Consider the following 22,521-nt stretch of genomic DNA (forward strand, 5'->3'; position numbering starts at 1 on the left):
ACAACGCAACCCCGACCAGCAAGCACCGGGCACCACATGCAGTTCTTCAAACAACCAGCCACCACCACGAACCGAAACCAGAAACCACCCGACAAACCAGAACCCAGTCCCGACTCACCGTTTCCCGCGATTCCCAGCCCGGCCCCGCCGTGCTGACAACAACCACTCTAAACCCCCACCACACCACCCCACACACCCACCCCCCGTTAATTCACGAAATCCCAGGACAACCCCGGTAAATACCCCGAAAACCATTCGGATAACCGCCGTACGTCCGTAGTTCACCGGGGCCGTCCCCCATGGGCCTCCCTAGTGGGGAGCGACCACACCCACCGAATCGGACTGTCCACGACGACCTTCACGCGGTTCGTGCTGCCAGTTGGTGATTCGGCGGACGACGAATACAGCCAGTATCGCCGCGACCACTTGTACGGGTGCCACGAGAAACCCTGCCAACGCCAGATCCTGATAGAACGCGAGCGCTTCCCGGCCGTTGAGGTCGAGCGGATTTCCACTCACCCCGATGTGTGCGTAAGTGATAACACGTGCGTGGCGGTCCGTGCAGAGCATCGCGAGATAGCACAACCACCAGGCCCAGAGCAGCCCGCCCTTGTAATCGACACTCGCCGCCATACCGCCCCGCTCGTGGCCGGGACGACTCGCTCGCCAGATGTCGGTGAGGATCTGCTTCGGGAACCAGAAATTGACGACCGGGACGATCCAACCGAGGATCAACCAGGGTTTCTTCCGCCGGTGTATCCCGGGATCCAGTACTTCGGCGTTGCCGCGCACCCGGAACAACCAGACCAGAAAGAGCACCATCGTCGGCAGCAGCACGAGTGCGCTGAACACCCCGACAACCAGCTCCAGGCCCTCCATCGGCAGGAACTCCATGTTCCAGTAGGAGCGCGACCGCTCGATCGCCTCGCTGTACACCACGAACAGTCGGAGCTGCACGAGAAAGTACAGCGTTTGGAGCACGGCGAAGCACAGCAGCAGCACGATGGTGGCGATCCCCAGGCCCCGCGTCGGCCGCAGGGCCCCCCGTGCGTCGATCGGTGGGGCCGCCCCGGCTGTACCGGGTTCGACAGGCGGCACGGTCCCGAGGTCACGCAACTGCTCGGCGGGCAGTGCCCTGCCACCGCACACCGCGCAGTACTCCTGGTCAGCAGGAACGTGCCCACCACACACGGCACAGTTCACTCGTCACTTCCAATCTCGCCGAACGACAAAAGCGGCGCGGACACTACCGGCGCTACCACTCGGCGAGCACACGAATTTCGAAACCTTGGAGTGCCGGTGTCCGGATCGTGATCGCCCCGTGACGGTGCCGCTCACCGACCGAGCACGCGCCGGAGTTCCGCTCTGGCAGCGGGACCCGAGGAGTCGAGACGGCTCGCGTAGAGCCCGTCGAATTCCTCGGTTCCCAGTTCCGCGCGCAACCGAGCGCACATCTCACGCACGTCGGGATCGCCCCTGTCCAACACTCCCTGCAGTGCCGCCGCGACGCCGAGCAGTCGCGCTGCTTCTCGTGGAGCTTCCTCGGCGAGTACCAACCGGGCCAGCTGCTCGCACAGCACCGCGCTCATCGGTCTGTCCGCCACGGTCCGTTCGGAATCCAGGGCTTCCCCCAACAGTTCACGAGCACTCGCCGGGTCGCCCTCGTCCAGCGACAACCGAACCCGGAACGAGAGCAACAGATCGCGCATCATCGGCTGCGGGGTGATCCGAGTGCCACGAGATCCGCCTCGGCGTCCCGTACCAGCCGGTGAGCCGATTCGATCTCGCCCTCGGCACGGGCCAGCTCCATCCACCCGTAGATGACGGTGACGCGGTGGCTGGAGGGAGTGGTGCCCGCCAGTCGGGAAGCCTCGTCCAGTTCGGCCCGCGCTCCGGAGAGGTCTCCCATCCGAACTCGGTGCATCCCGACGCGTGCCAGCTGTGGCACCAGTTCGGCGGGGGAACGCAACTCGCGCAGCACGCGCACTGATTCAGTCAGTCGCTCGACAGCGCTTTCGTGATCTCCCCGCAGCGAGTGGAAATCGGCCGTGCTGCCGATGGCCTGGGCCATCCCCCACCGATCACCGATCGTCTGGAAAGCGGCCACGGCACGTTCGGCGTGCTCCTCCCCCTCGCTCGTCTCACCACGGCGCCCGGCCAACATCGCTCGTGTGTAGTGGGCCGCGGCATTGGGCCAGGGATCGGGGTGTTCTGCCGCGCGCCGCAACGATTCCGCCATTTCGTCCAGCCGCTCCGTCAGCAACCAGACCATCGGTTCCAGCAGTCCGAGATAGACGTACCTCGACATCGCGCCCGTGTCGCGCAGTTTCTCCACCGCCGCGCCCAGCCGTTCCGACCAACCGTAGGAGTCCTCGTAGAGCCTGCTCACCAACTCCACCACCGCGCGGCTCTCCGCCGGGGCCGGTCCGGAGAGCGCGGCCACGCCACGCATCCGCTCGGTGAGTTCGGTGTGGCGCATGCTCATCGACCAGTACCAGTTGAGCGCGGCGGCGAGCCTGATGCCGACATCGGCGTCGGAGTTCGCCAACGCCCAGTGCAACGCTCGCGTGGTGTTGTCGTGCTCGACATCCAGGCATGCCAACCACGTCAGTTGTTCCCGGGAGTGGATGCGTGGGGCCGCCGCCTCCGCGAAGGCCAGAAAGTGCTCGGCGTGACGGCGCCCCAGGGTCTCGGCCTCGTCGGCCACAGCCAGCTGCTCGGAGCAGAAGACCCGCACGGTTTCCAACATCCGGTAGCGCATCACCGTGCCCTGCTCCACGGCCTCCACTAGGGACTTGTCCACCAGATCGGCGAGCAGCTCGTCCGTGTCCACGGCGACCGATTCGGTGTCGGAACACACTTCGGAAACGGATTCGGGACGCGCGGAGCCCACGAAAACCGACATCCTGCGCGCCAGTATCCGCTCGGGTTCGGTCAGCAGCTCCCAGCTCCACTCCACCACCGCTCGCAACGTGCGGTGGCGGGACATGGCGGCCCGGTTTCCCCTGCTGAGCAGTCGGAACCGGTCGTCCAGCCGTTCCGCGAGCATGCGGGGACTCATGGAGCGGACCCGGGCGGCGGCCAGTTCGATGGCCAGTGGCATACCGTCGAGTTCACGGCAGATCTCCATCACGTCCGCCGTGTTGGACACGGTGAGCTCGAAGTCGTGTCGCGCGGCGGTGGCACGCTGCACGAACAGCCGGACGGCGGGGCTGGCAGCGGCCGCCTCGACGTTGTCGGGGACTTCCAACGGCCCCACGGGAAGTAGTTTCTCGCCCGGCAGTGCGAGCGGTTCCTTGCTGGTGGTCAGCATCCGCAGTTCAGGGGCGAGGGTGAGCAGCCGCTCGGTCAGCTCTGCGGCTCTCGTGACGAGGTGTTCGCAGTTGTCCAGGATCAACAAGGTCGGTTCGGAGCCGAGCGCCTCCACCAGTCTGGAGAGCGGATCGGCCGGGTGACCGTGATTCAGTCGTGGTGCCTGTCGGACTCCCATGCCCGTCGACACCGCCGTGGCGAGCTCCTGGTCGTCGCGCACCGACGCGAGTTCCACGAACAGCACGCGAAGATCGGCGATCCGGGAAGCACCCTCGACCGAAAGCCTGGTCTTTCCGGAGCCGCCGGGGCCGAACAGCGTCACGAGACGCGCGTCGCGCAGTGCGCTGTCCAGTCGTTCCAGTTCCGCCTCCCGCCCCACGAAATTGCTCAACCGCCTCGGCAGCGCCGCACCGCTCGGAACTGTCCCGCCACCGGCGCCGGGATCGGCACCCGGTGGCTCTCGTTCGACGCCGCCCGCAGTTCCGGGGGTGGTGGGCGCTGTTCCCGGGCTGGTGGGCGCTGTTCCCGGGCTGGTGGCCGCGCCGCCGCTCCCCTCCCGAAGCAGGGCGAGGTGCATCTCACGTAGTCGCTCACCGGGTTCGGTCCCGAGACGTTCGGCCAGCTCTTCACGCAGCTGCTCGTAGGCGTTCACGGCCTCCGCGCGCCTGCCTGCGGCGCGCAGCGCGCGGAGGCGCAGTTCGGCGAGGGGCTCGTCCAGCGGATGCCTGTCGGTAAGCAGCGCGAGCTCCTCGACGAGCCCGGCACGGTCGCCGAGTAGCAGTTCGGCCTCGATCCGCTCGGTGAGCGCGGCACGGCCGAGTCGTTCCAGTCGGGGCACGGTTGCTTCGGCGAACGGGAGATCGCGGAAATCGATCAAGGGATCACCGCGCCACAGCTTCAGCGCGGCCCGCAGGTCCTCGACCGCCTCCGCCGGAAGATTCCGGCGAAGTGCCCCGCGCCCACTGGTGACTAACCGTTCGAAGCGGTGCAGATCGACCTGTTCCGGATCCGCCCGCAGCGCGTAACCGAGCCCTTCGGAGCTCAGCCGCAGACCGGTCGTGGCACGCAGCGCCCGCCTGGTGCGGGCGATCAGCGTGTGCAGCGCGTTGGTGGCGTCACCGGGAACCGCGTCGGTCCAGAGGTCGTCGATCAGCGTCCGCGCCGGCACGCCGTGGTTGAGGTCCAGCGCCAGCCGCGCCAGCAGGGTGCGTACCCGGTTACCACCGAGCTCGACCTGGTCGCCCCCGTCGTCGTACACCCGGAACGGGCCGAGCATCACCAGCAGCACGCGGCACCTCACCAGTTCCCGTCGCGTCCTCGCGAGTCGCGCCGCACCGAGGACGCCCCGGCGTGAGGACGCATCACCGACCGCACTCCGACCGCTCGTCATGACACCGTCGCAGCCAGGTGACGAGTCCACCGATCGCCGCGGCGCACAGCACGACGGCACCGAGCAGCACGGGCCAACCCCAGTGGCTCGATACCACGTCCAGCGTACGTCGAGTGGGGGTCTCCTCATCGGCCAGCACAACACCGAGCAACACCGCGGCAGCCAGCAGAACCACTCCGAGCAGGGCGTACCTCGGCCTGCCCAGTACTCGGGCGCGCCGGTGCAGCACCCGGGCGACCTTGACGAGACGGACCACTCGGACGAGCTGGACAGCGGCGACCACCCGGACCAGCCGCAGCACCTGGGCAGGGGCGAACGCGAACACCACCGCGGGGATGGTCAGCACGGTGACCAGTGCCATCCACCAGTGCTCCCGCAACCAACGCGGTCGATCCCGGCTGAACCAGAACAGCAGCACCGACTCGGCGGTGAGCACCAGCATCGACGACCAGTTGAGCACGCTGCCAACCAGCGAGACCGGACCGTCGAGCCGGGTGAGAAACACCGCGGGAACCGAGACGGCGGCGGCGGTGAGCACCGGAACGTGCAGCGCACTCCGAATCCGGTCCTCACTGCTCCGCCGGGAAGCCATGTGAATCGGACCTTACCGACCGTTCCGGGGGGCCACGGTCCTGGTACCGGGCAATCGACGAAACGATCCCGCCCCCGGAGGGACGGGATCGATCGTTTCGGCTCGGTGGGTCACTCGGAGGAGCCGGAACCCTCGGACTGGTCGTCCTGGTTGGAGCCGGAGCCCTCCGAGGAGGAGCCACCGGAGGAACCGGCCAGGTCCACCGGCGGCGTGTCCGGCACGGTGGAAGGCTTGAGCTCACCCCGGAAGGTGAACTGGGCCTGGTCCTCGGTGCCTTCCTCGTCCCAACCGTCGACGTCGACGATGACGATCTGACCCGCCTCGACCTCGCCGAACAGGATCTTCTCGGAAAGCTTGTCCTCGATCTCGTGCTGGATCGTGCGGCGCAGCGGCCGAGCACCCAGCACCGGGTCGAAGCCCCGCTTGGCCACCAGCTTCTTGGCCTTCGAGGTCAGCTCGATGGACATGTCCTTGCTCCTGAGGGCGGTCTCCACCCTGCCGATGAGCAGGTCGACCATCCGGATGATCTCTTCCTCTGTGAGCTGGTGGAAGACGATCACATCGTCGATCCGGTTGAGGAACTCCGGACGGAAGTGCTTCTTCATCTCCTCGTTGACCTTGGACTTCATCCGCTCGTAGTTGGTCTCCTGCTCGTTACCAGCGGTGAAGCCCAGGCCGACCGCCTTGGAGATGTCGGCCGTGCCCAGGTTGGAGGTGAAGATCAGCACCGTGTTCTTGAAGTCGACCACACGGCCCTGACCGTCCGTGAGCCTGCCGTCCTCCAGGACCTGCAACAGCGTGTTGTAGATCTCGTGGTGGGCCTTCTCGATCTCGTCGAACAGCACCACGGAGAACGGCTTGCGGCGGACCTTCTCGGTGAGCTGGCCGCCCTCCTCGTAACCGACGTAGCCCGGAGGGGCACCGAACAGCCGGGAAGCCGTGTAGCGGTCGTGGTACTCACCCATGTCGATCTGGACCAGGGCGTCGTCGTCGCCGAACAGGAACTCCGCCAGCGACTTGGACAGCTCGGTCTTACCGACACCGGAGGGACCGGCGAAGATGAAGGAGCCGGAGGGACGCTGCGGATCCTTCAGACCGGCACGGGTGCGGCGGATCGCCTGGGAGACCGCCTTGACCGCGTCCTCCTGGCCGATGATCCGCTTGTGCAGCTCGTCCTCCATGCGCAGCAGCCTGGAGGTCTCCTCCTCGGTGAGGCGGAACACCGGAATACCGGTCCAGTTGGCCAGCACCTCGGCGATCTGCTCGTCGTCGACCTCGGCCACGACGTCGAGATCACCGGCCTTCCACTGGGTCTCGCGCTCCTCCTTCTGCGTGATGAGCTGCTTCTCCTCGTCACGCAGCCTGGCGGCGCGCTCGAAGTCCTGCCCGTCGATGGAGGACTCCTTGTCCCTGCGGACCTCGGCGATCTTCTCGTCGAACTCGCGCAGGTCCGGCGGTGCGGTCATCCGGCGGATGCGCATCCGCGCCCCGGCCTCGTCCAGCAGGTCGATCGCCTTGTCCGGCAGGTACCGGTCGTTGATGTAGCGATCCGCCAGGCTCGCCGCGGCCGACAGCGCGGAGTCGGTGATGGAGACGCGGTGGTGCGCCTCGTACCGGTCCCGCAGTCCCTTGAGGATCTCCACGGCGTGGTCCAGCGAGGGCTCGCCCACCTGGATCGGCTGGAAACGACGTTCCAGGGCCGCGTCCTTCTCGACGTTCTTGCGGTACTCCTCCAGCGTGGTGGCACCGATGGTCTGCAGCTCACCGCGCGCCAGCATCGGCTTGAGGATGCTCGCCGCGTCGATGGCCCCCTCGGCGGCACCCGCACCGACCAGCGTGTGGATCTCGTCGATGAACAGGATGATGTCGCCGCGGGTCTTGATCTCCTTGAGGACCTTCTTCAGGCGCTCCTCGAAGTCACCGCGGTAGCGGGAACCGGCGACCAGCGAACCGAGGTCGAGCGTGTAGAGCTGCTTCTCCTTCAGCGTCTCCGGAACCTCGCCCTTGACGATCTTCTGGGCCAGCCCCTCGACCACGGCGGTCTTGCCGACACCGGCCTCGCCGATGAGGACGGGGTTGTTCTTGGTACGGCGGGACAGCACCTGCATGATGCGCTCGATCTCGGTGTCGCGGCCGATCACCGGGTCGAGCTTCGACTCGCGAGCGCTCTGGGTGAGGTTGCGGCCGAACTGGTCCAGCACCAGCGAGGAGGACGGGGTGCCCTCGCTGCGGCCACCGGCCTCGGCCGGTTCCTTGCCCTGGTAGCCGGACAGCAGCTGCAACACCTGCTGGCGGACCCGGTTGAGATCGGCGCCGAGCTTGACCAGCACCTGCGCGGCCACGCCCTCGCCCTCGCGGATCAGCCCGAGCAGGATGTGCTCGGTGCCGATGTAGTTGTGCCCGAGTTGGAGTGCCTCCCGCAGCGACAACTCCAGAACCTTCTTGGCCCTCGGGGTGAAGGGGATGTGGCCACTGGGCGCCTGCTGGCCCTGGCCGATGATTTCCTCGACCTGCTGGCGCACGCCCTCAAGGGCGATACCCAGCGATTCCAGCGCCTTGGCGGCGACACCCTCACCCTCGTGGATCAGACCCAGGAGAATGTGCTCGGTGCCGATGTAGTTGTGGTTGAGCATCCTGGCCTCTTCCTGGGCCAGGACAACCACCCGCCTCGCGCGGTCGGTGAACCTCTCGAACATTCGCACTCCCTGACTGCTGCGCCGGCGGTCTCGTACCGGGCACCGCTCCTGCTCACGCCGATGCCCGCGATGGGTTCAGCACTCTGAACTCCACTCTAGTAGCCACGGCGTACTCAGGGCTGTTCCGGCTCGCAGCCCACTTCTCGACAACGTTGCGTTCAGTCAGCCCAACAGGGCGTTGAGCTGCGAAATTCCATTCAAAAACCAGGTCGCCCACAGTGTCCGCCGAGCGCGAACACCGCCTCCGACGGACCGAATCTCACTCATCCGGCCCAGTGTGGTGCCTATCCGATCCAGCGTGATGCCGAGTCACGGTGGCCGCGGGTCAGGAATCGTGGGTCCCGGGAGCGCCGTCCTCCGGCTTCCGGCCCCGGGCCTGCCTGCCACCCGCCGGAACCACCATGGGTGTACCCGTAACCGGGTCCGGAATCACCCGCGCCCGGAGATCGAACACCTCGTGCAGCAGTCGCTCCGTGAGCACCTCTCCCGGAGGGCCCTGTGCGGCGATCCCGCCCTCGGACATCGCCACCAGTCGGTCCGCGTAGCGGGCGGCCAGGTTGAGGTCGTGCAGCACCATCACCACGGTGCGCCCGCTCTCGGTGTGCAGCCTGCCGATCAGATCCAACACGTCCACCTGGTGCGACAGGTCCAGGTAGGTGGTCGGTTCGTCCAGCAGGAGCAGATCGGTTCCCTGTGCCAGGGCCATGGACAACCAGGCACGCTGCCGCTGCCCACCGGACAGCTCGTCCACGGACCGATCGGCGAGGTCACCGATGCCGGTGAGCGCCAATGCCTCGGCCACCGCCGACTCGTCGTCCCCGGACCACTGGCGATACCAGGCCTGGTGCGGATGCCTGCCTCTGGCGACCAGGTCGGCGACGCGGAGCCCTTCCGGGGCGACCGGCGACTGCGGCAACAACCCCAGCTTACGCGCGACTTCCTTGGTGGACATCCGGTGAATGGGTGCGCCGTCCAGCAACACACTGCCGCGCTTGGGCCGCAGCAACCTGCCCAGCGCCCGCAGCAGTGTGGACTTGCCGCAGCCGTTGGGACCGATCACGCCGGTGATGGTGCCGTCGACGACGTCCAGGTCCAGCCCGTCGACAACCACCCGCTCGCCGTAGCCCAACGACAGGTCCCGGGCGCACAACCGGTTCCTCGCCCCTTCGGCGGAACCGCTGCCCGGTAAGGACTCGGTGTCCGCGGCCGTTCCGGTGACCGTGTCGTGCGCGATGTGCGAGGCGGTCATGTCTGAACCTCCCGATACCGGTGGACGAGCAGATAGATCAGGTACGGGGCACCGAGCGCCGCGGTGACGATTCCGACCGGTAGTTGCAGCGGACCGAACAGCGTGCGCGAGACGAGATCGGCACCGACCACGAGAAGCGCTCCGAACACCATCGACACGACCAGCGGGGGTCGCGGGGTGCCTGCCGTGCGGAGGGCGATCTGCGGGGTGGCGAGCGCGACGAAGGCGATCGGCCCGGCCGCGGCGGTGGCCAGCGAGGCGAGCACGGCGGCTCCCAGCAGCAGCGCGCCCCGGGCGATGTTGACGGGAACCCCGAGCTCGCGAACCGTGTCGTCGTCGAACTGCAACGCGCCCAAGGCGTGCGAACCGAGCAAAGTCACCGGCACGAGCACCAGCAGTGCCAGCCCGACCGGCACCACGTTGTCCCAGTCGCGCGCGTTGAGGCTGCCGGTGAGCCACACCATGGCACGCCCGGCGTCCTGGGTCTCACCGACGGTCAGCAGCCACAGGGTCGCGTTGACCGTCAGCGCGTTCATGCCGATACCGACCAGCACCAGCCGGAACGAGTCCACCCCACCTCGGTAGGCCAGTAGCCCGACCAGCACGGCGGTGACGATGCCGCCCACCAACGCGACCAGGGGCAGGCCGAGACTCGCGACGATGCCGCTGATCCCGCCCAGCGTGCCGGAGGTGACGATGACGAGGGTCGCGGCCGCACCGGCACCCGTTGTCACGCCCAGCAGATCCGGGCTGGCCAGCGGATTGCGCACCACCGCCTGCGTGATCGCGCCGGACAGCCCGAGCGCCGCCCCGACCAGCAGCCCGGTCAGCGCACGCGGCAGTCGCAGCTGCAGCACCACCAGCCTTTCCCCGGCGTCGCCACCTCCGAACAGGGTGCGCAGCACCCCCAGCGGGGAGATCGGGTAGTCGCCGAGCGCCAGATCGCAGGCGAACATCAGAAGCAGCACCGCGAGGCCGCCCAGCAGCGCCAGCAGCGGTCGGAGGCGCAGCACCGTGGACACGGGGCCGACGCGCAGCGGGACACGGCCACGTACCCGCGGGGCCGGGCCGTCGACGGGGGTTCGCACCGATTCCGTCACAGCCGCATCAGCCTCCTGCGCCGTACGAGAGCGATGAAGAAGGGGGCGCCGATCATGGCCAGCGTCACGCCGACCTGGATCTCCGAGGGGCGCGCCATGACCCGGCCGACCAGATCGGCCAGCAGCACCAGGCAGGCACCTCCCAGCGCGGCGAACGGCAGCAACCAGCGGTGGTCGGGGCCCGCGAAGTATCTGGCTATGTGGGGGACGACGAGGCCGACGAAACTGATCGGCCCGCACATTGCCACCGCGCTGCCGACGAGCATCGCGATGGCGGTGATCCCGATCGCTCTTGACCTGGCGACGTTGTGGCCCAGCGCCGCGGCCATGTCGTCCCCGAGGGAGAGCGCGTTGAGCCCGGGGGCGCTGGCGAGTCCCAGCACCAGCCCCAACAGCAGGAACGGCAGCACCCGTTGGATGAGCCCCATGTCGGAGACGGCGATGGAGCCGACCTTCCAGAAGCGGTAGGTGTCCAGACTCTGCCGGTCCAGCAGCACCAGGGCGGAGGTGAGTGCCTGCAGCAGCGCGCTGATCGCCGCCCCGGCCAGTGCCAGCGCGACCGGTGTCGCGCCTCCCTTGCCGATCGAACCGATCAGGAATACCGCCAGCGCGCTGAGCAAAGCCCCCGCGAAGCTGAACCAGATGAAGCCGAGCATGCCGGTGATGCCCATGGTGAACACGGCCAGCACCACCGCGAGCCCCGCGCCCTGGGTGATTCCGAGCACACTCGGGGCCGCTATGGGGTTGCGGGTGTAGCCCTGCATGAGCGCTCCGGCCAGCCCCAGCGCGGAACCGGCGAGCACCCCGGCGATGGTGCGCGGCACGCGCAACTCGTAGATGATCACGTTGTTCTCGGTCCGCGAGCTCGCGAACAGCGCGTCGACCACCGCGCCGGGCGGTATGAGCTTGGCGCCGATGAGGATACTCAGCGCACAGCTGAGCAGCAGCAGACAGCACAGCACGAGCACACCCAGCAGTCGGCCGCGTCGTCGCGAGTTCGGCCGGTTGGAGCGCGTCGCACGGTCGGCCCGCACAGCCCGCTCGGGCCCCTGGTCCCGACCGGTCACCCCCTGTTCCCGAGCGGACAACTGGGCCGCCTCGGATGGTGTGGCGCTGCCGTGCTCGCTCGGCGGGGACGGTGCTTCCTGCCACGAGTCCCCCGCCGCGGGGGACTCGTCATCGGGAGCGGGAGAGGTCGAAGAAACGGGGCCCGAACCGGACGGGTCGCCTGTGGCCGAACTGCGACTCAAATCCCACTCCCTTGGCTGTCCGCTTCGATTCGCTTAGGTTGCCCACACTTAGGTTAGGCCCACCTAAGAGTAACCGAAACAGGAAGGTGAACCGATGTCGGAAGTCACACGCACCAGACGTGAGTTGCTGCGAACCGCGTTGACCGCCGCGAGCGCGTTGCCCGTACTCGGGCTGACGGCGTGCGGTGGCGAGTCGGGCTCGACGGAGCAGAGCGGTGGGGCGAACCCCCGCACCGTCAAGCACGCGATGGGTGAAACCGAGATCACCGGAACACCGAAACGGGTGGTCGCGCTGGACGCCACCTTCACCAGCGCCGCGATGGCGCTGGGGACCAACGTCGTGGGCTACACCACCTTCGGTGGTCGGGAGAAACTGCCCGAATACCTCGGTGGGGACCGCGCCGAATACGGCGCCCAGGCACAGCGCGTGGGCAGCCTGACCAGTCCGGACGCGGAACGGATCGTCCAGCGCGACCCCGACCTGATCCTGTCCGCGAAGGTCCGGCACGAGGACATGTACGACCAGCTTTCAGAGATCGCTCCCACCGTGTTCAGCCGCACGACCGGGGCGACCTGGAAGGAGAACCTGCTGCTGACCGGGCGGGCACTGGGCAAGGAGAAAACGGCCCGGAACAAGCTGGACGAGTACGAGCGACGGGCGAAAACGGTCGGTGACAGCATCCGTTCGAAGGTGGGGCACAACCCGACGATGTCGATCGTGCGCTTCGCGGGCGAACCGACCGTGCGGCTCTACAGCGCCGACTCGTTCCCCGGGACCGTGCGGCAGGACACCGGGCTGGCCAGTCCGAAGGGGCAACCCGAGGGTCAGGGGATCGCGGTCAATCTCAGCCAGGAGCGGATCCCGGAACTGGACGCGGACCACATCTTCGTGACGGTCTATCCCGATGAGGCGGGCGACGCGGCCGAGACCAGGAAAACCTTCGAATCGAACCCGCTGTGGAACAAACTCACCGGGAAGCAACACCTGGTCGACGACATCACCTGGATGACCTCGGTGGGAATCCACGGTGCACACGCGATTCTCGACGACCTGGCGAACGCGTTCGGCGTCGACGCGGCGCGATAACGGGCCGCGATAACAGGCCAAGTGTGCGGGGTGCGCTCCGACATTGTCCAATGCGACATTGTCCGCCCGGGGCGCACCCGGCCCCACTCCGGCCCGGTGGTGTCCGTGTGGGCACCTGCGTCACGTCTGTCCTCGTCCGTACGAGTGCCGTGGCGGTACGAGTGGCGTGCGGGCGTTTCGGCGCCGACGCGCCGGAACACCACCGGATGCCACGACCGACGGGCACTTCCGGATACGACAAAGCACTACTGGCCACCGCTGCCGAAACAGCGGTCGGTACTCCCGAAACAACGGCAGGAGTATCGAGACATTCCCCCTGCCGCATTCCGAATCGGTCTCCAATATCGGCCGGGCGGATATCGAGGGAGCACGGCACGAGCCGCGTTCCGGTTCGACGGGTGTCCGGCGGGACAAACCGAGCCGACGTCGACCGTTGCGAACTTCAGTGCGCCTTGTGGTACTCGGCGACGATATCGGCGGGTATACGACCACGGTCCGAAACCTTCATACCCCGCTTGCGGGCCCATTCCCGAATCGCTTGGTTCTGCTCACGATCCGCGCTCGTGGAACCACCGGACGAAGCCGACGACGAACGCGCGGAACCAGCCTTCGGCCCCGGCTTCTTACGTCCCCCGGCGCGACGCGCACTGGCCAGAAAGCCGCTCAGTGCCTCCCGGAGCTCGGTCGCATTGTCATTGGAAAGGTCGATGGTGTACGAGACGCCGTCCAGGGCGAACTCGACCGTTTCATCGGCCTCTCCACCGTCCAGGTCGTCCACCAACTGGACAGTTACCTTCTGCGCCATCTTCCGCGGTCCTCCCCGGTATTCCTTACAGCGAGACGGTGACGATCCGAGCCCGAACGAGTATCGCCGGTGTTCTCTCGAACCACATCATCCTCGAACCCGTATCGCGACCGATCACGTATCGAGCCACTAATACATCGTCACCGTTTCATTCTCGCCAGCAAGGTTAGCGCAGCAGTGCCGGATTCGCACTCACCCCACCGAAGAAATTTTCGCTCCGTCATCGATCAGGGGAGTGCGATCACGTCATTCCGGACGCACGAGCGGGAACAGGATGGTCTCCCTGATACCCAGACCCGTCAACGCCATCAACAACCGGTCGATCCCCATTCCCACCCCGCCGGTGGGAGGCATTCCGTACTCCAGTGCCCGGAGAAAGTCCTCGTCCACGGGCATGGCTTCCTCGTCCCCCTCGGAAGCCAACCGCGCCTGCTCTTCCAGCCGCGCACGTTCGACGACGGGATCGACGAGCTCGGAGTAACCGGTCGCGAGTTCAAAACCCTTCACGTAGAGATCCCATTTCTCCGCCATACCCGAATGCTCTCGGTGTTGCCGGGTCAACGGAGCGGTATCCAGCGGAAAGTCCCGCACGAATGTGGGAGCGTGGAGATGGTTGCCGACCATGTGCTCCCAGAGTTCCTCGACCAACTTCCCGTGCCCGAACGACGGATCGAGCTCGGACAAACCGGCACTCTCGGCGTGCTTACGGAGGGTTTCGACAGAGGTTTCGGGGGTTACTTCCGAACCAAGGGCCTCGGAAAGCGATCCGTACATCGTAATGTTCGCCCATTGCCCGGAAAGATCGTACTCGGAACCGTCGGCCCAAGTGACGGTCTGAGTGCCGAACAGGGACTGGGCCGCTTCCTGGATCAGCGCGCGGGTGAGTTCGGCCATCGCGTTGTAATCCGAGTAGGCTTCATAGAACTCGAGCATGGCGAACTCAGGAGAGTGGGAAGAGTCACTCCCCTCATTGCGAAAGTTCCTATTGATCTCGAAGACCTTCTCGATACCGCCCACGACGCACCGCTTGAGGAACAGCTCCGGGGCGATGCGCAAGTAAAGATCCATGTCCAAGGCGTTCGAGTGAGTCACGAACGGCCTGGCGGCGGCCCCACCTTGCAAAGTCTGCAACATGGGCGTCTCCACTTCGAGGTATCCGCGCCGTTCGAACGAATCCCGCAGCGAACGCAGTGTCGCGGCCCGGGTGCGAACCGTTTCTGCCGCCTGGCTACGGACCAACAAATCCACGTAGCGCTGCCGTACGCGGTTCTCCTCGCTGAGTTCCTTGTGGGCCACGGGCAACGGCCGCAACGACTTGGCCGCCATCCGCCACTCGTCCGCCAGCACCGAGAGCTCACCACGCCGAGAAGTGATGACCTCGCCCGCCACGAAAACGTGGTCCCCCAGATCCACGTCGGATTTCCACTCGGACAAGGCCTGTTCGCCGATCTCGTTCCGGCTGAGCATGGCCTGCAGCTCGCTGCCGTCCCCACCCCGCAACGTGGCGAAGCACAGTTTGCCGGTGTTGCGCATGAACATCACTCGGCCCGCGACACCGACCCGCTGTCCGCTGGAAGCGTCCACGGGCAGGTCCGAATGCGCCGCCCGCACCTCGGACAGCTCGTGGGTCACGGGCAGCGAGACCGGATAGGGGTCCTGCCCCTCGGAAAACAGACGTTCCCGCTTCTCCCGACGCACCCGCAGCTGCTCCGGCAGGTCCTCGGCTCCGTCGACACGACTCGATTGATCCTGGTCATTCACGGTTTACAAGGGTACGGACCCGCCAGGGGCGACATTCCGGCAGGATGGGAGAGCCCCTCCCCCGGTGGCGCACCCGACGCGGGAAGGGTGGGCGGGCCGCGGAACCGACCGAACAGGCTCGACCGAACCGGACACCGAACGAGTGAGGAAATATCACCGGTTTCCCTCGGCCGGGGAGCGGCACGAATTACCGGCCGCCCGGTTGGGTCACTCCAGGTTCCGGTCGAAGACCAAACGCAGCCCGAGCAGGGTGAGCTCGGGAACATGGTGCGAGATCGTGCGGGACTCGCTGATCACCAGTGGGGCCAGGCCACCGGTCGCCAGCACCGTCGTGGGACCGCCGTGGGTTTCCTCCAACTCGGAGACGATGCTGTGCACCAGGCCGTCCACCTGCCCGGCGAAACCGTAGAGCAGTCCGGACTGCAGGCACTCGACCGTGTTCTTGCCGATCACCGAACGCGGCCTGACCAGCTCGACCTTGCGCAGCTGGGCGGCCCGGGAAGCCAGCGCGTCGAGTGAGATCTCCACCCCCGGGGCGAACGCTCCCCCCAGGAACTCGCCCTTGGCCGAGATGGCGTCGATGTTCGTCGAGGTACCGAAATCGACCACGACACAGTTCGTGGAGTACAGGTGGTGGGCGGCCAGCGTGTTGATCACCCGATCCGCGCCGACCTCCTTGGGATTATCGACCAGTAGGGGGACACCCGTTCGGACACCTGGCTCCACGACGACCCTCGGAACGTCGCTCCAGTTGCGGCCGAGCATGACCCGCAGCTCGCGCAGCAGGGTGGGAACGGTGGACAGGGCCGAGATACCGGTGATCTTGTCGACGTAGTCGCCCAGCAGACCACGCATGGTGAACGCGAGCTCGTCGGCGGTCATCCTGGGTTCGGTCCGCATCCGCCAGTCCCGCACCAGCCGAGCCTGTGCCTTCGGCTTCCGGCCGGAACCGGATCGCTGCTCTGGACCATCGGGATCGTCCTCGTAGAGCCCCAACACGATGTTGGTGTTGCCGACGTCGATAGCGAGCAGCACCGTGGATTTCCCTTCCTGTCGAAACGCTGGCACAGCGGTGGATGCATCCCGCGGAACACCCACCGGAAACGAGCCGGACGAGGGTGTCACCTCCCCGACCCGCGACGGGGCCGCCCCCCTCTCCTCCCTGCCCATTTCCTGTCGTGCTGACCGGTCCGCGTGGGCCTTTCCAGCTCCGGAAGCGTCGAAGCCACCAGCGCGACCCCACGAGTTCGCCGCGTCGCCCCCGTGAGAACTCCCCCTTGTCGACTCGCTACCCGATGACGCGGGCTCCGGAGCGAGAGCCGGGGTTCCGTCGAGCGGGCGACCCGAGCGGAAAACCTCAATCAGTCGGGAGGAACACTCTCGACTCCCACCGCGGAGGTGGCCAGCCCCGACCGCTCGGGAGCGTGCCCCGGATCGCCACCACGTTCGACCACTCGGTTCTCCCCATCGACGAAGAGCACGCTCGGTCGGAACGACCTGGCCTCGGCCTCGTCCATGACGCCGTAGGCGATCAGGATCACCACGTCACCCGGATGGACCAGATGGGCAGCGGCACCGTTGATACCGAGCACCCCGGAACCTCGTTCACCGGTGATGGCATAGGTCTCCAGCCGCGCTCCGTTGGTCACGTCCACGATCGTGACCTGCTCACCGTCCAACAGATCGGCGGCCTCCATCAGGGCGGCGTCTATGGTCACCGAACCCACGTAGTGCAGATCGGCCTGGGTGACCGTGGCACGGTGGATCTTGGATTTGAGCATGGTCCGGAACATGCCTGCTCCTTAGGCTTCGAGCTACCGGGTACGGACTACCGCTCCGATGCCGCGTCGGACGGTCCGAGTTCCACCAGCGCGTTGTCCAACAGTCGGGTACCGCCCACCTTCGCGGCGACCAGCAGACGTGCCTCTCCCGCGGTCGGGGTGGGCCCCAGTTCGGGGTCACACAGCCGCAGGTAGTCGAGTTCGACCATCGGTTCCGTGTCCAGCACCTCGCGCGCGGCCGAGAGCACGGCGTCCGGACCACGCGAACCGGCGTGGACCCCTGCCGCCAGCGCCGCCGACAACGTCAACGCGGCGGCGCGCTCGCGCTCACCGAGATAACGATTGCGGGAGGACAGTGCCAACCCGTCGTGCTCACGCACGATCGGGATGCCCTGCACATCGGTCGGAAAGTTCAGTTCGCGGGCCATCCTGCGCAGCAGCACCAACTGCTGGTAGTCCTTCTCACCGAACAGAGCCAGATCCGGGGCCACGATGTTGAACAACTTCGCGACCACGGTGAGCACACCATTGAAGTGGCCCGGCCTGCTGGCGCCCTCGAGTTCCCGACCGAGCTCTCCCGCCTCGATCGTCGTCCCCGGATCGTCGCCGTAGAGATCCCGGCTGCTCGGCGCGAACACCAGCTCGGCACCCTCCCGTCCGCAGACCCGCAGGTCCTCGTCGAAGGTGCGCGGGTAGCTGTCGAAGTCCTCCCCGGGACCGAACTGGAGCGGATTCACGAAGATCGAGACCACGGTAACGCTGTTCGGGACGCGCCGAGCGGCTCGAATCAGCTCCAGATGCCCCTCGTGCAACGCCCCCATGGTGGGAACCAGCACGATCTTGCGGCCGGTGCTGCGCAGCGCACGCGTCACCTTGCCCAGTTCCGCCGGAAGGCGGTGAACGGTGACCTCGTCGGGGGTGAACCCCGGTCCGGCACCGACACTCTCCGAACCGCCCCGCTCGTCCGTAACGCTCATCAGTGCCCCCCGTCGAGTACTTCGTCGACGCCAACGGCGTCGTCGGCACGCAGCATTCCCGAGCTCACCGCCCGCGCCGCGGTCCGTTTCGCGAGCTGTACGTAGCCGGACAGCACGTCCGGCGCGGATTCACCCAACACGTCGAGGTGGTCCCGCACGGTTCCCGCGTCACCCCGCGATACCGGCCCGGTGATGGCCCGGTCCCCGTACCGCAGCGAGTTGTCCAACGCGGCCGACAGGATCGGGGCGAGCACCCGGTCCGGGGACTCGACACCGGCCGCGCGCAGCAGCTGCGCGCTCTCGTTGACGAGGGTGATCAGATGATTGGATCCGTGGGTCAGCGCCGCGTGGTAAAGCTTTCGGGACTCCTCGGCGATCCGCACCGGCTCGGCTCCGAGTTCCACGGCCAGCGCCGCACCGACACTGAAGCCCGCCTCGTCGTCCTGCCGAGCCGTCACGGCCACGGTGGCCGCGGTCAACCGTTCCAGGTCCTCCGGCCTTCCGGTGAAAGTCATCGCCGGATGCAGCGCCACCGGCAGCGCACCGGCGCTCACGGCGGGTTCGAGTACCTCCACGCCGTGTGCCCCGGAGGTGTGCACCACGATCTGGCCGGAACGCAGTGCCTCCGCGCTCACCAGTCCGCGCACCAGCCCACCGAGCGCGTCGTCGGGCACGGCCAGCAGCACCAGATCCGCCTGTCGTGCGACCTCGTCGGGAGGGCGAACCGGGACTTCGGGCAGCAGCGACGACACGCGGTTCAACGCCGCGTCGGATACGGCGGCCACCGCCCCGATCTCGTGGCCCGCTCGATGCAGTGCGGCTCCCAGCACGCTTCCGACCCGTCCCGCGGAAATCACACCGACCCGAAGGCGGGGACGCGGACGCGTCTCAGCGGCCGATCGCGGGGAATCCGGGGCCGTTCCCGGGCCGCGGACACCGTGTCTGTCAGTGGACACGTCGACCAATCCTCCTACCGTTCCAGTCCCGTACCGGGTACCGGACAGCGTCGTGAGAGTAACCGGAAAACACTTCCGGTGGGATCCCATGGTGGCGAGAGCCACGCCCCCGCAACCGTGAAAACTTGTCCGAAAGTGGCGAGCACCACAACATTCGGGGCACGCCGGAGCGAAACCGGCGCCGACACGAGGGGAAGTCGCGTCAGCGCTTCTTCGGACGCTTGACGTTCATGCTGGTCAGTTCGTCCATCCTGATCCGCTCGGTGTAGATCGCCTCCTGGGAGCCGCTGGCGGAACGACGGGCCGTCTTCAGGTCCTCGATCAGCTTCTCGCGGCGTTGCCTGCGCACGACGCTCGTGGTGTTTCCGGTGCTCGCCCGATGCTGCAGAAAGGCCAATTCGGTGACCGCGATCTGGTAGTCGCGGACCGACCTGGCCGCTTCCTGCCCCGAGTTCCGTCGCACCCTGCGCTTCCAGTCGCGTCGCGCGGAAAGGCTGGCCAGTTTTTCGAGTTCGCTGGACACGATCAGCCCCGCGCGTTGCAACGCGGGCAGTTGTGCGGCGACGATGCGCTGTTCGCGTTTGCGGTGCCAGACCACCAGCCAACCGGTTCCCAGGAAGATGGGAACCATGATCACGAAGTAGATGTCCAGGAAGCGCACCCCGCCCAGAGTGGTCGAGGCGTTCCAGAAGGCGTGCAGCAGCACCGCGGCCAGAAACCCCAGAACCGGCCACAGTCCCCGCGTTCGCGGACCGCGGGCACGCGTCGCGAGACCTATTCCGATCCCGACCATCGCGGTGAACAGTGGGTGGGAGAACGGGGCCAGCACACCGCGCAGTACGAACACGGCCACGACACCTCCGCTCATGTCCCCCAGCCCCGCCTGCGCGAACGCCTTGCCGAAGTAGAAGATGTTCTCGATGAAGGCGAAACCGGCCGCGGTCAACGACGCGTAGACGATGCCGTCGACCATGCCGTTGAACTCGGAACGCCGGCGGAACCACAGCGCGACCACGAAAAGCGACTTCGCGGCCTCCTCGACCAGCGGTGCGGTGATCACCAGGGCGAAATGCTGCTGCAGGGTGCCGTTGAACAGGATCTCGCCGAAACCGGTCATTGCGTCGTTGAGCAGGAAGGCGCATGCCGTGGCACCACCGGCCCCCCACAGGAACGCACCGAGCAGCAACATCGGCGGCTCGGGCTCCCAACGATCGATCCACACGATCGCGGCGAACACCACGCCGACCGGCAGCAGGGCGACCAGCGCACCCACCACGGCCGCGAGGTATCCCACACGTGCGGTCGCGATGCCGAGCATCGTCAAGCCGCACATACCGAGCAGGATCAGACCGGCGATGGGCCAGCCGACTACGCTGTGCTTATAGGTCTGGTTCCTGCGGGCGCCCGACAGATCAGGATTGGACACGCCAGAAACGATAAAGCCCGCGTGCCACCGGCCGACAGCGCAGGCCGATACCGAAAATCAGCTCGCGATCTCACTCGTCGCGGCGTCGTCGTCTGCGCGTCTCACCGGAATTGCCGTAGGCGGCCAGCAGATCATTGACGGATGTTCCCTGCGTATGAGCGCCGGAAGCCCCCACGGGAGGGGACTGCTGCGCCGAGGAGGTTGGCGCGTCGGCTGGGGGGTGCGCCTCCCCCGTGGGGGATGTCACTCCAGGGGGCGGACCTGATGTCTCACTCGATCGTGCGGATCCGTTGTCGGATCGATTCGTACCGCCTGCCGCGGCGCCCTCCCGGGAGGCTCGTGCCGCCGGGCCGGTCGGCACGGCAGCGGGCGGAGCCTGTTGCGGGCGTTCAACCGGTCCGGCGTCGTTCGGCGGCCCACTGGGCGGACCGTGGCCCCCCTGTGCACCTCCCACCTCGCCACCGGGCGGGCGTGTGCCGGGGGCTTCCTCACCGGCTGGGGCGCCACCGGAGCCACGCGCCCGAGGACGTCCCGGTGGTCGGGCGGGGCCGGTTCTTCGTCCCGGCGTACGGGCCGGTGCGTCCTGGTTGGCCGGGGCCGGTGGCGGTGGTTGCGCACCGGCGGTGGGGGGAGGTGGTGCCTGCGGTGGTTGCGCACCGACCTGATCGGGGGGTGGGTCCGAACCGGGTCCGCCCTGGGCAGCGGGGCGTCCGACCGGGCCACCCGCTGCCGCGTGCGAAGCGGATCCGCTCGAGGCACTTCCCCGGGGTGGGCCCGCGGGGGGTACGGCTGCCGGAGGAGCGGCTGCCGGAGGAGCCACAGGTGGAGGAACCGCGGCCTGGGAAGCTGACCCGCGGGACGCGGCTTCCCGCTGTCCTGCTTCGCCCTCGCCCGAAAACGCCAGGGGGGCAGCACCGACCTCGGCACCGGGGCCGGGAGAACCGGGTTCCCGCGCGCCGGGAGAAGCCTGTTGTCGGCCGGGTGCCACGGAACGGTCGGGGCCGGGAGCAGCGGGAGGTTTCGGTCCCGAAGCGGGCGGACCATCGCTGCGAGGACGTCCACCGGGACGCCCGGGCTGGCGCCGAGGCGGAACGCCGCCACCCGCGGAAGCATCGCCCTCCGCCTGCTCCTCGGGCGCCGACGAAGCACCGTTCCCCGGGGGAACACCGGAATCCGCCGCGCCGGGGGGAACCGGAGAAGCCGCTGTTCCGGGAGCACCTCCCCAGCCGGGAACATCGGCCCGTGCGGTCCCTCCCGAGGGGGGTGACCCCGGTGCGGCGGGCGCCGGAGAAGCCTGCCGAGGCGCTTCGGTGGATTCGGAATTCGGTTGGGCGGGAGGTCGCGGCGGGGAGTCAGGACGTCCGTGCGTGTGCTCGGCGGAACCGGCCCCGTCCCGGCGGGCGGAATCCGAAACGGACGTCGCAGCCGAGGAGGGGGCCCCAACGGGAGTCGAACGATTCAGCAGCCGACGCAGCTCGTACAGTTCCGAACGCAGCTCGGCGACCTCGTTCTCGGTTTCCTCCCGAACCCGACGCAGCGCCTCGTTGTCGGCTTCGGTCTCGTACTCCTCACGAGCGTCGATCTCGCGTTCGAGTTCCAGTTCGTAGCAGCGCTGCCGCTCGGCCAACAGCTCGTCCTGCTCCAGCGAGCGGGTACGTATCCGGCCTGCCCACAAACTCGACAACAGCGCCGCCCACAGCGCGGCGAGGATTCCCAGCCGCAGCATCCGGACGTCGTCACCGAGAATCAGCACGACCGTCGCGGCCAGGGCCAGACCCGACGTACCGAGCCACAGCAGCACCGCTCGATCTCCTCGCGATCGAGACTCGGAATCGCTCGGGTCAGCCATGCGGCCAACCGTACCCGGAGTTTATCGCTTCGAAATCCGGTGGGACGCTCCGAAACCGGGGCGGTCACGCAGCGAAGCCGTGGGCAGTACTGGAGAAAAACAGCCCCACCGAGTCGTGCGATAAACCAAGCACCGAACGTATTCAGGCGTCGGAAACAGCACTAGCCGGAGCCCTCCGCTCTCGGCGTCAATTTCCCACGAAATCGCCGCGCCAGTAGGCAGTGCGACTCCCTGCGGTGTCAATTTCTCGCGAAATATCCGCGCCGCTTCGACGCAGGCCGCACTCCGAC

The 22,521-nt window shown here is 67.4% G+C and carries 17 protein-coding genes; 1 reads left to right on the forward strand and 16 read right to left on the reverse strand.

From position 1 onward, the window contains the following. Positions 1-309: 309 nt before the first annotated feature. The 8 genes from ACOQFL_RS22235 to ACOQFL_RS22270 form a co-directional block, all read right to left on the reverse strand. Entirely contained in the window at positions 310-1,203 is an 894-nt protein-coding gene (locus ACOQFL_RS22235) for a DUF4328 domain-containing protein (RefSeq protein ID WP_435546154.1), read from the reverse strand. A gap of 131 nt (positions 1,204-1,334) precedes the next feature. Beyond that, the gene (locus tag ACOQFL_RS22240; protein ID WP_435546155.1) at positions 1,335-1,712 is read right to left on the reverse strand and encodes a hypothetical protein; all 378 of its coding nucleotides are present in this window, start codon (positions 1,710-1,712) and stop codon (positions 1,335-1,337) included. Beyond that, positions 1,709-4,600 carry an AfsR/SARP family transcriptional regulator gene (locus ACOQFL_RS22245; RefSeq protein ID WP_435546156.1) on the reverse strand — a complete coding sequence of 964 codons (2,892 nt, stop codon included), beginning with the start codon at positions 4,598-4,600 and terminating at the stop codon, positions 1,709-1,711. Before ACOQFL_RS22245 ends, ACOQFL_RS22240 begins: the two co-directional genes overlap by 4 nt. A 73-nt stretch (positions 4,601-4,673) precedes the next feature. After that, positions 4,674-5,294 (reverse strand): hypothetical protein, encoded by a 621-nt coding sequence (locus ACOQFL_RS22250; RefSeq protein WP_435546157.1) that lies wholly within the window; start codon positions 5,292-5,294, stop codon positions 4,674-4,676. A 110-nt stretch (positions 5,295-5,404) separates the two neighbouring features. Beyond that, on the reverse strand, positions 5,405-7,990 hold the full coding sequence (locus ACOQFL_RS22255) for an ATP-dependent Clp protease ATP-binding subunit (protein ID WP_435546158.1): 2,586 nt from the start codon (positions 7,988-7,990) through the stop codon (positions 5,405-5,407). A 325-nt stretch (positions 7,991-8,315) separates the two neighbouring features. After that, positions 8,316-9,239 carry an ABC transporter ATP-binding protein gene (locus ACOQFL_RS22260; RefSeq protein WP_435546159.1) on the reverse strand — a complete coding sequence of 308 codons (924 nt, stop codon included), beginning with the start codon at positions 9,237-9,239 and terminating at the stop codon, positions 8,316-8,318. Further along, positions 9,236-10,339, reverse strand: a complete 1,104-nt coding sequence (locus tag ACOQFL_RS22265) for a FecCD family ABC transporter permease (RefSeq protein ID WP_435546160.1) — start codon at positions 10,337-10,339, stop codon at positions 9,236-9,238. The genes ACOQFL_RS22260 and ACOQFL_RS22265 overlap by 4 nt, the downstream gene beginning before the upstream one ends. Beyond that, a complete protein-coding gene (locus tag ACOQFL_RS22270; RefSeq protein WP_435546223.1) occupies positions 10,336-11,373 on the reverse strand; it encodes a FecCD family ABC transporter permease in 1,038 nt (345 codons plus the stop codon). The genes ACOQFL_RS22265 and ACOQFL_RS22270 overlap by 4 nt, the downstream gene beginning before the upstream one ends. 310 nt (positions 11,374-11,683) lie before the next feature. Here ACOQFL_RS22270 and ACOQFL_RS22275 point away from each other — a divergent pair, with 310 nt between their 5' ends. Next, a complete protein-coding gene (locus ACOQFL_RS22275; protein WP_435546161.1) occupies positions 11,684-12,676 on the forward strand; it encodes an ABC transporter substrate-binding protein in 993 nt (330 codons plus the stop codon). 442 nt (positions 12,677-13,118) lie between these two features. Here ACOQFL_RS22275 and ACOQFL_RS22280 read toward each other — a convergent pair whose 3' ends face one another. The 8 genes from ACOQFL_RS22280 to ACOQFL_RS22315 all read right to left on the reverse strand — a co-directional run bounded on the left by ACOQFL_RS22280 (position 13,119) and on the right by ACOQFL_RS22315 (position 22,231). After that, positions 13,119-13,481, reverse strand: coding sequence for a histone-like nucleoid-structuring protein Lsr2 (locus ACOQFL_RS22280; RefSeq protein ID WP_092628285.1), 363 nt, complete (start codon positions 13,479-13,481; stop codon positions 13,119-13,121). Positions 13,482-13,727: 246 nt separating this feature from the next. Continuing rightward, positions 13,728-15,242 (reverse strand): lysine--tRNA ligase, encoded by a 1,515-nt coding sequence (lysS, locus tag ACOQFL_RS22285; protein WP_435546162.1) that lies wholly within the window; start codon positions 15,240-15,242, stop codon positions 13,728-13,730. A gap of 207 nt (positions 15,243-15,449) precedes the next feature. Further along, positions 15,450-16,277 (reverse strand): type III pantothenate kinase, encoded by an 828-nt coding sequence (locus tag ACOQFL_RS22290; RefSeq protein ID WP_435546163.1) that lies wholly within the window; start codon positions 16,275-16,277, stop codon positions 15,450-15,452. Positions 16,278-16,603: 326 nt separating this feature from the next. After that, entirely contained in the window at positions 16,604-17,035 is a 432-nt protein-coding gene (panD, locus tag ACOQFL_RS22295) for an aspartate 1-decarboxylase (RefSeq protein ID WP_435546164.1), read from the reverse strand. A gap of 35 nt (positions 17,036-17,070) precedes the next feature. After that, the gene (gene panC / locus ACOQFL_RS22300; protein ID WP_435546165.1) at positions 17,071-18,000 is read right to left on the reverse strand and encodes a pantoate--beta-alanine ligase; all 930 of its coding nucleotides are present in this window, start codon (positions 17,998-18,000) and stop codon (positions 17,071-17,073) included. Beyond that, complete coding sequence (locus ACOQFL_RS22305) at positions 18,000-18,956, reverse strand: Rossmann-like and DUF2520 domain-containing protein (RefSeq protein WP_435546166.1); 957 nt, start codon at positions 18,954-18,956, stop codon at positions 18,000-18,002. The genes panC and ACOQFL_RS22305 overlap by 1 nt, the downstream gene beginning before the upstream one ends. Positions 18,957-19,158: 202 nt before the next feature. Beyond that, positions 19,159-20,382: a PrsW family intramembrane metalloprotease gene (locus tag ACOQFL_RS22310; RefSeq protein ID WP_435546167.1), complete on the reverse strand. Its 1,224-nt coding sequence runs from the start codon at positions 20,380-20,382 to the stop codon at positions 19,159-19,161. A gap of 70 nt (positions 20,383-20,452) precedes the next feature. After that, positions 20,453-22,231, reverse strand: coding sequence for a DUF6779 domain-containing protein (locus ACOQFL_RS22315; protein WP_435546168.1), 1,779 nt, complete (start codon positions 22,229-22,231; stop codon positions 20,453-20,455). Positions 22,232-22,521 lie beyond the last annotated feature (290 nt).

Origin of the sequence: Actinopolyspora sabaoui (assembly GCF_051225635.1) — a bacterium.
GTDB lineage: Bacteria > Actinomycetota > Actinomycetes > Mycobacteriales > Pseudonocardiaceae > Actinopolyspora.

Bases quoted from the DNA above. Each gene is read 5' to 3' on its own strand.
- ACOQFL_RS22240 (WP_435546155.1), bottom strand. From the start codon at position 1,712: ATGATGCGCGATCTGTTGCTCTCGTTCCGGGTTCGGTTGTCGCTGGAC.
- ACOQFL_RS22250 (WP_435546157.1), bottom strand. From the start codon at position 5,294: ATGGCTTCCCGGCGGAGCAGTGAGGACCGGATTCGGAGTGCGCTGCAC.
- ACOQFL_RS22255 (WP_435546158.1), bottom strand. From the start codon at position 7,990: ATGTTCGAGAGGTTCACCGACCGCGCGAGGCGGGTGGTTGTCCTGGCC.
- ACOQFL_RS22260 (WP_435546159.1), bottom strand. From the start codon at position 9,239: ATGACCGCCTCGCACATCGCGCACGACACGGTCACCGGAACGGCCGCG.
- ACOQFL_RS22275 (WP_435546161.1), top strand. From the start codon at position 11,684: ATGTCGGAAGTCACACGCACCAGACGTGAGTTGCTGCGAACCGCGTTG.
- ACOQFL_RS22280 (WP_092628285.1), bottom strand. From the start codon at position 13,481: ATGGCGCAGAAGGTAACTGTCCAGTTGGTGGACGACCTGGACGGTGGA.
- panD (WP_435546164.1), bottom strand. From the start codon at position 17,035: ATGTTCCGGACCATGCTCAAATCCAAGATCCACCGTGCCACGGTCACC.
- panC (WP_435546165.1), bottom strand. From the start codon at position 18,000: ATGAGCGTTACGGACGAGCGGGGCGGTTCGGAGAGTGTCGGTGCCGGA.
- ACOQFL_RS22315 (WP_435546168.1), bottom strand. From the start codon at position 22,231: ATGGCTGACCCGAGCGATTCCGAGTCTCGATCGCGAGGAGATCGAGCG.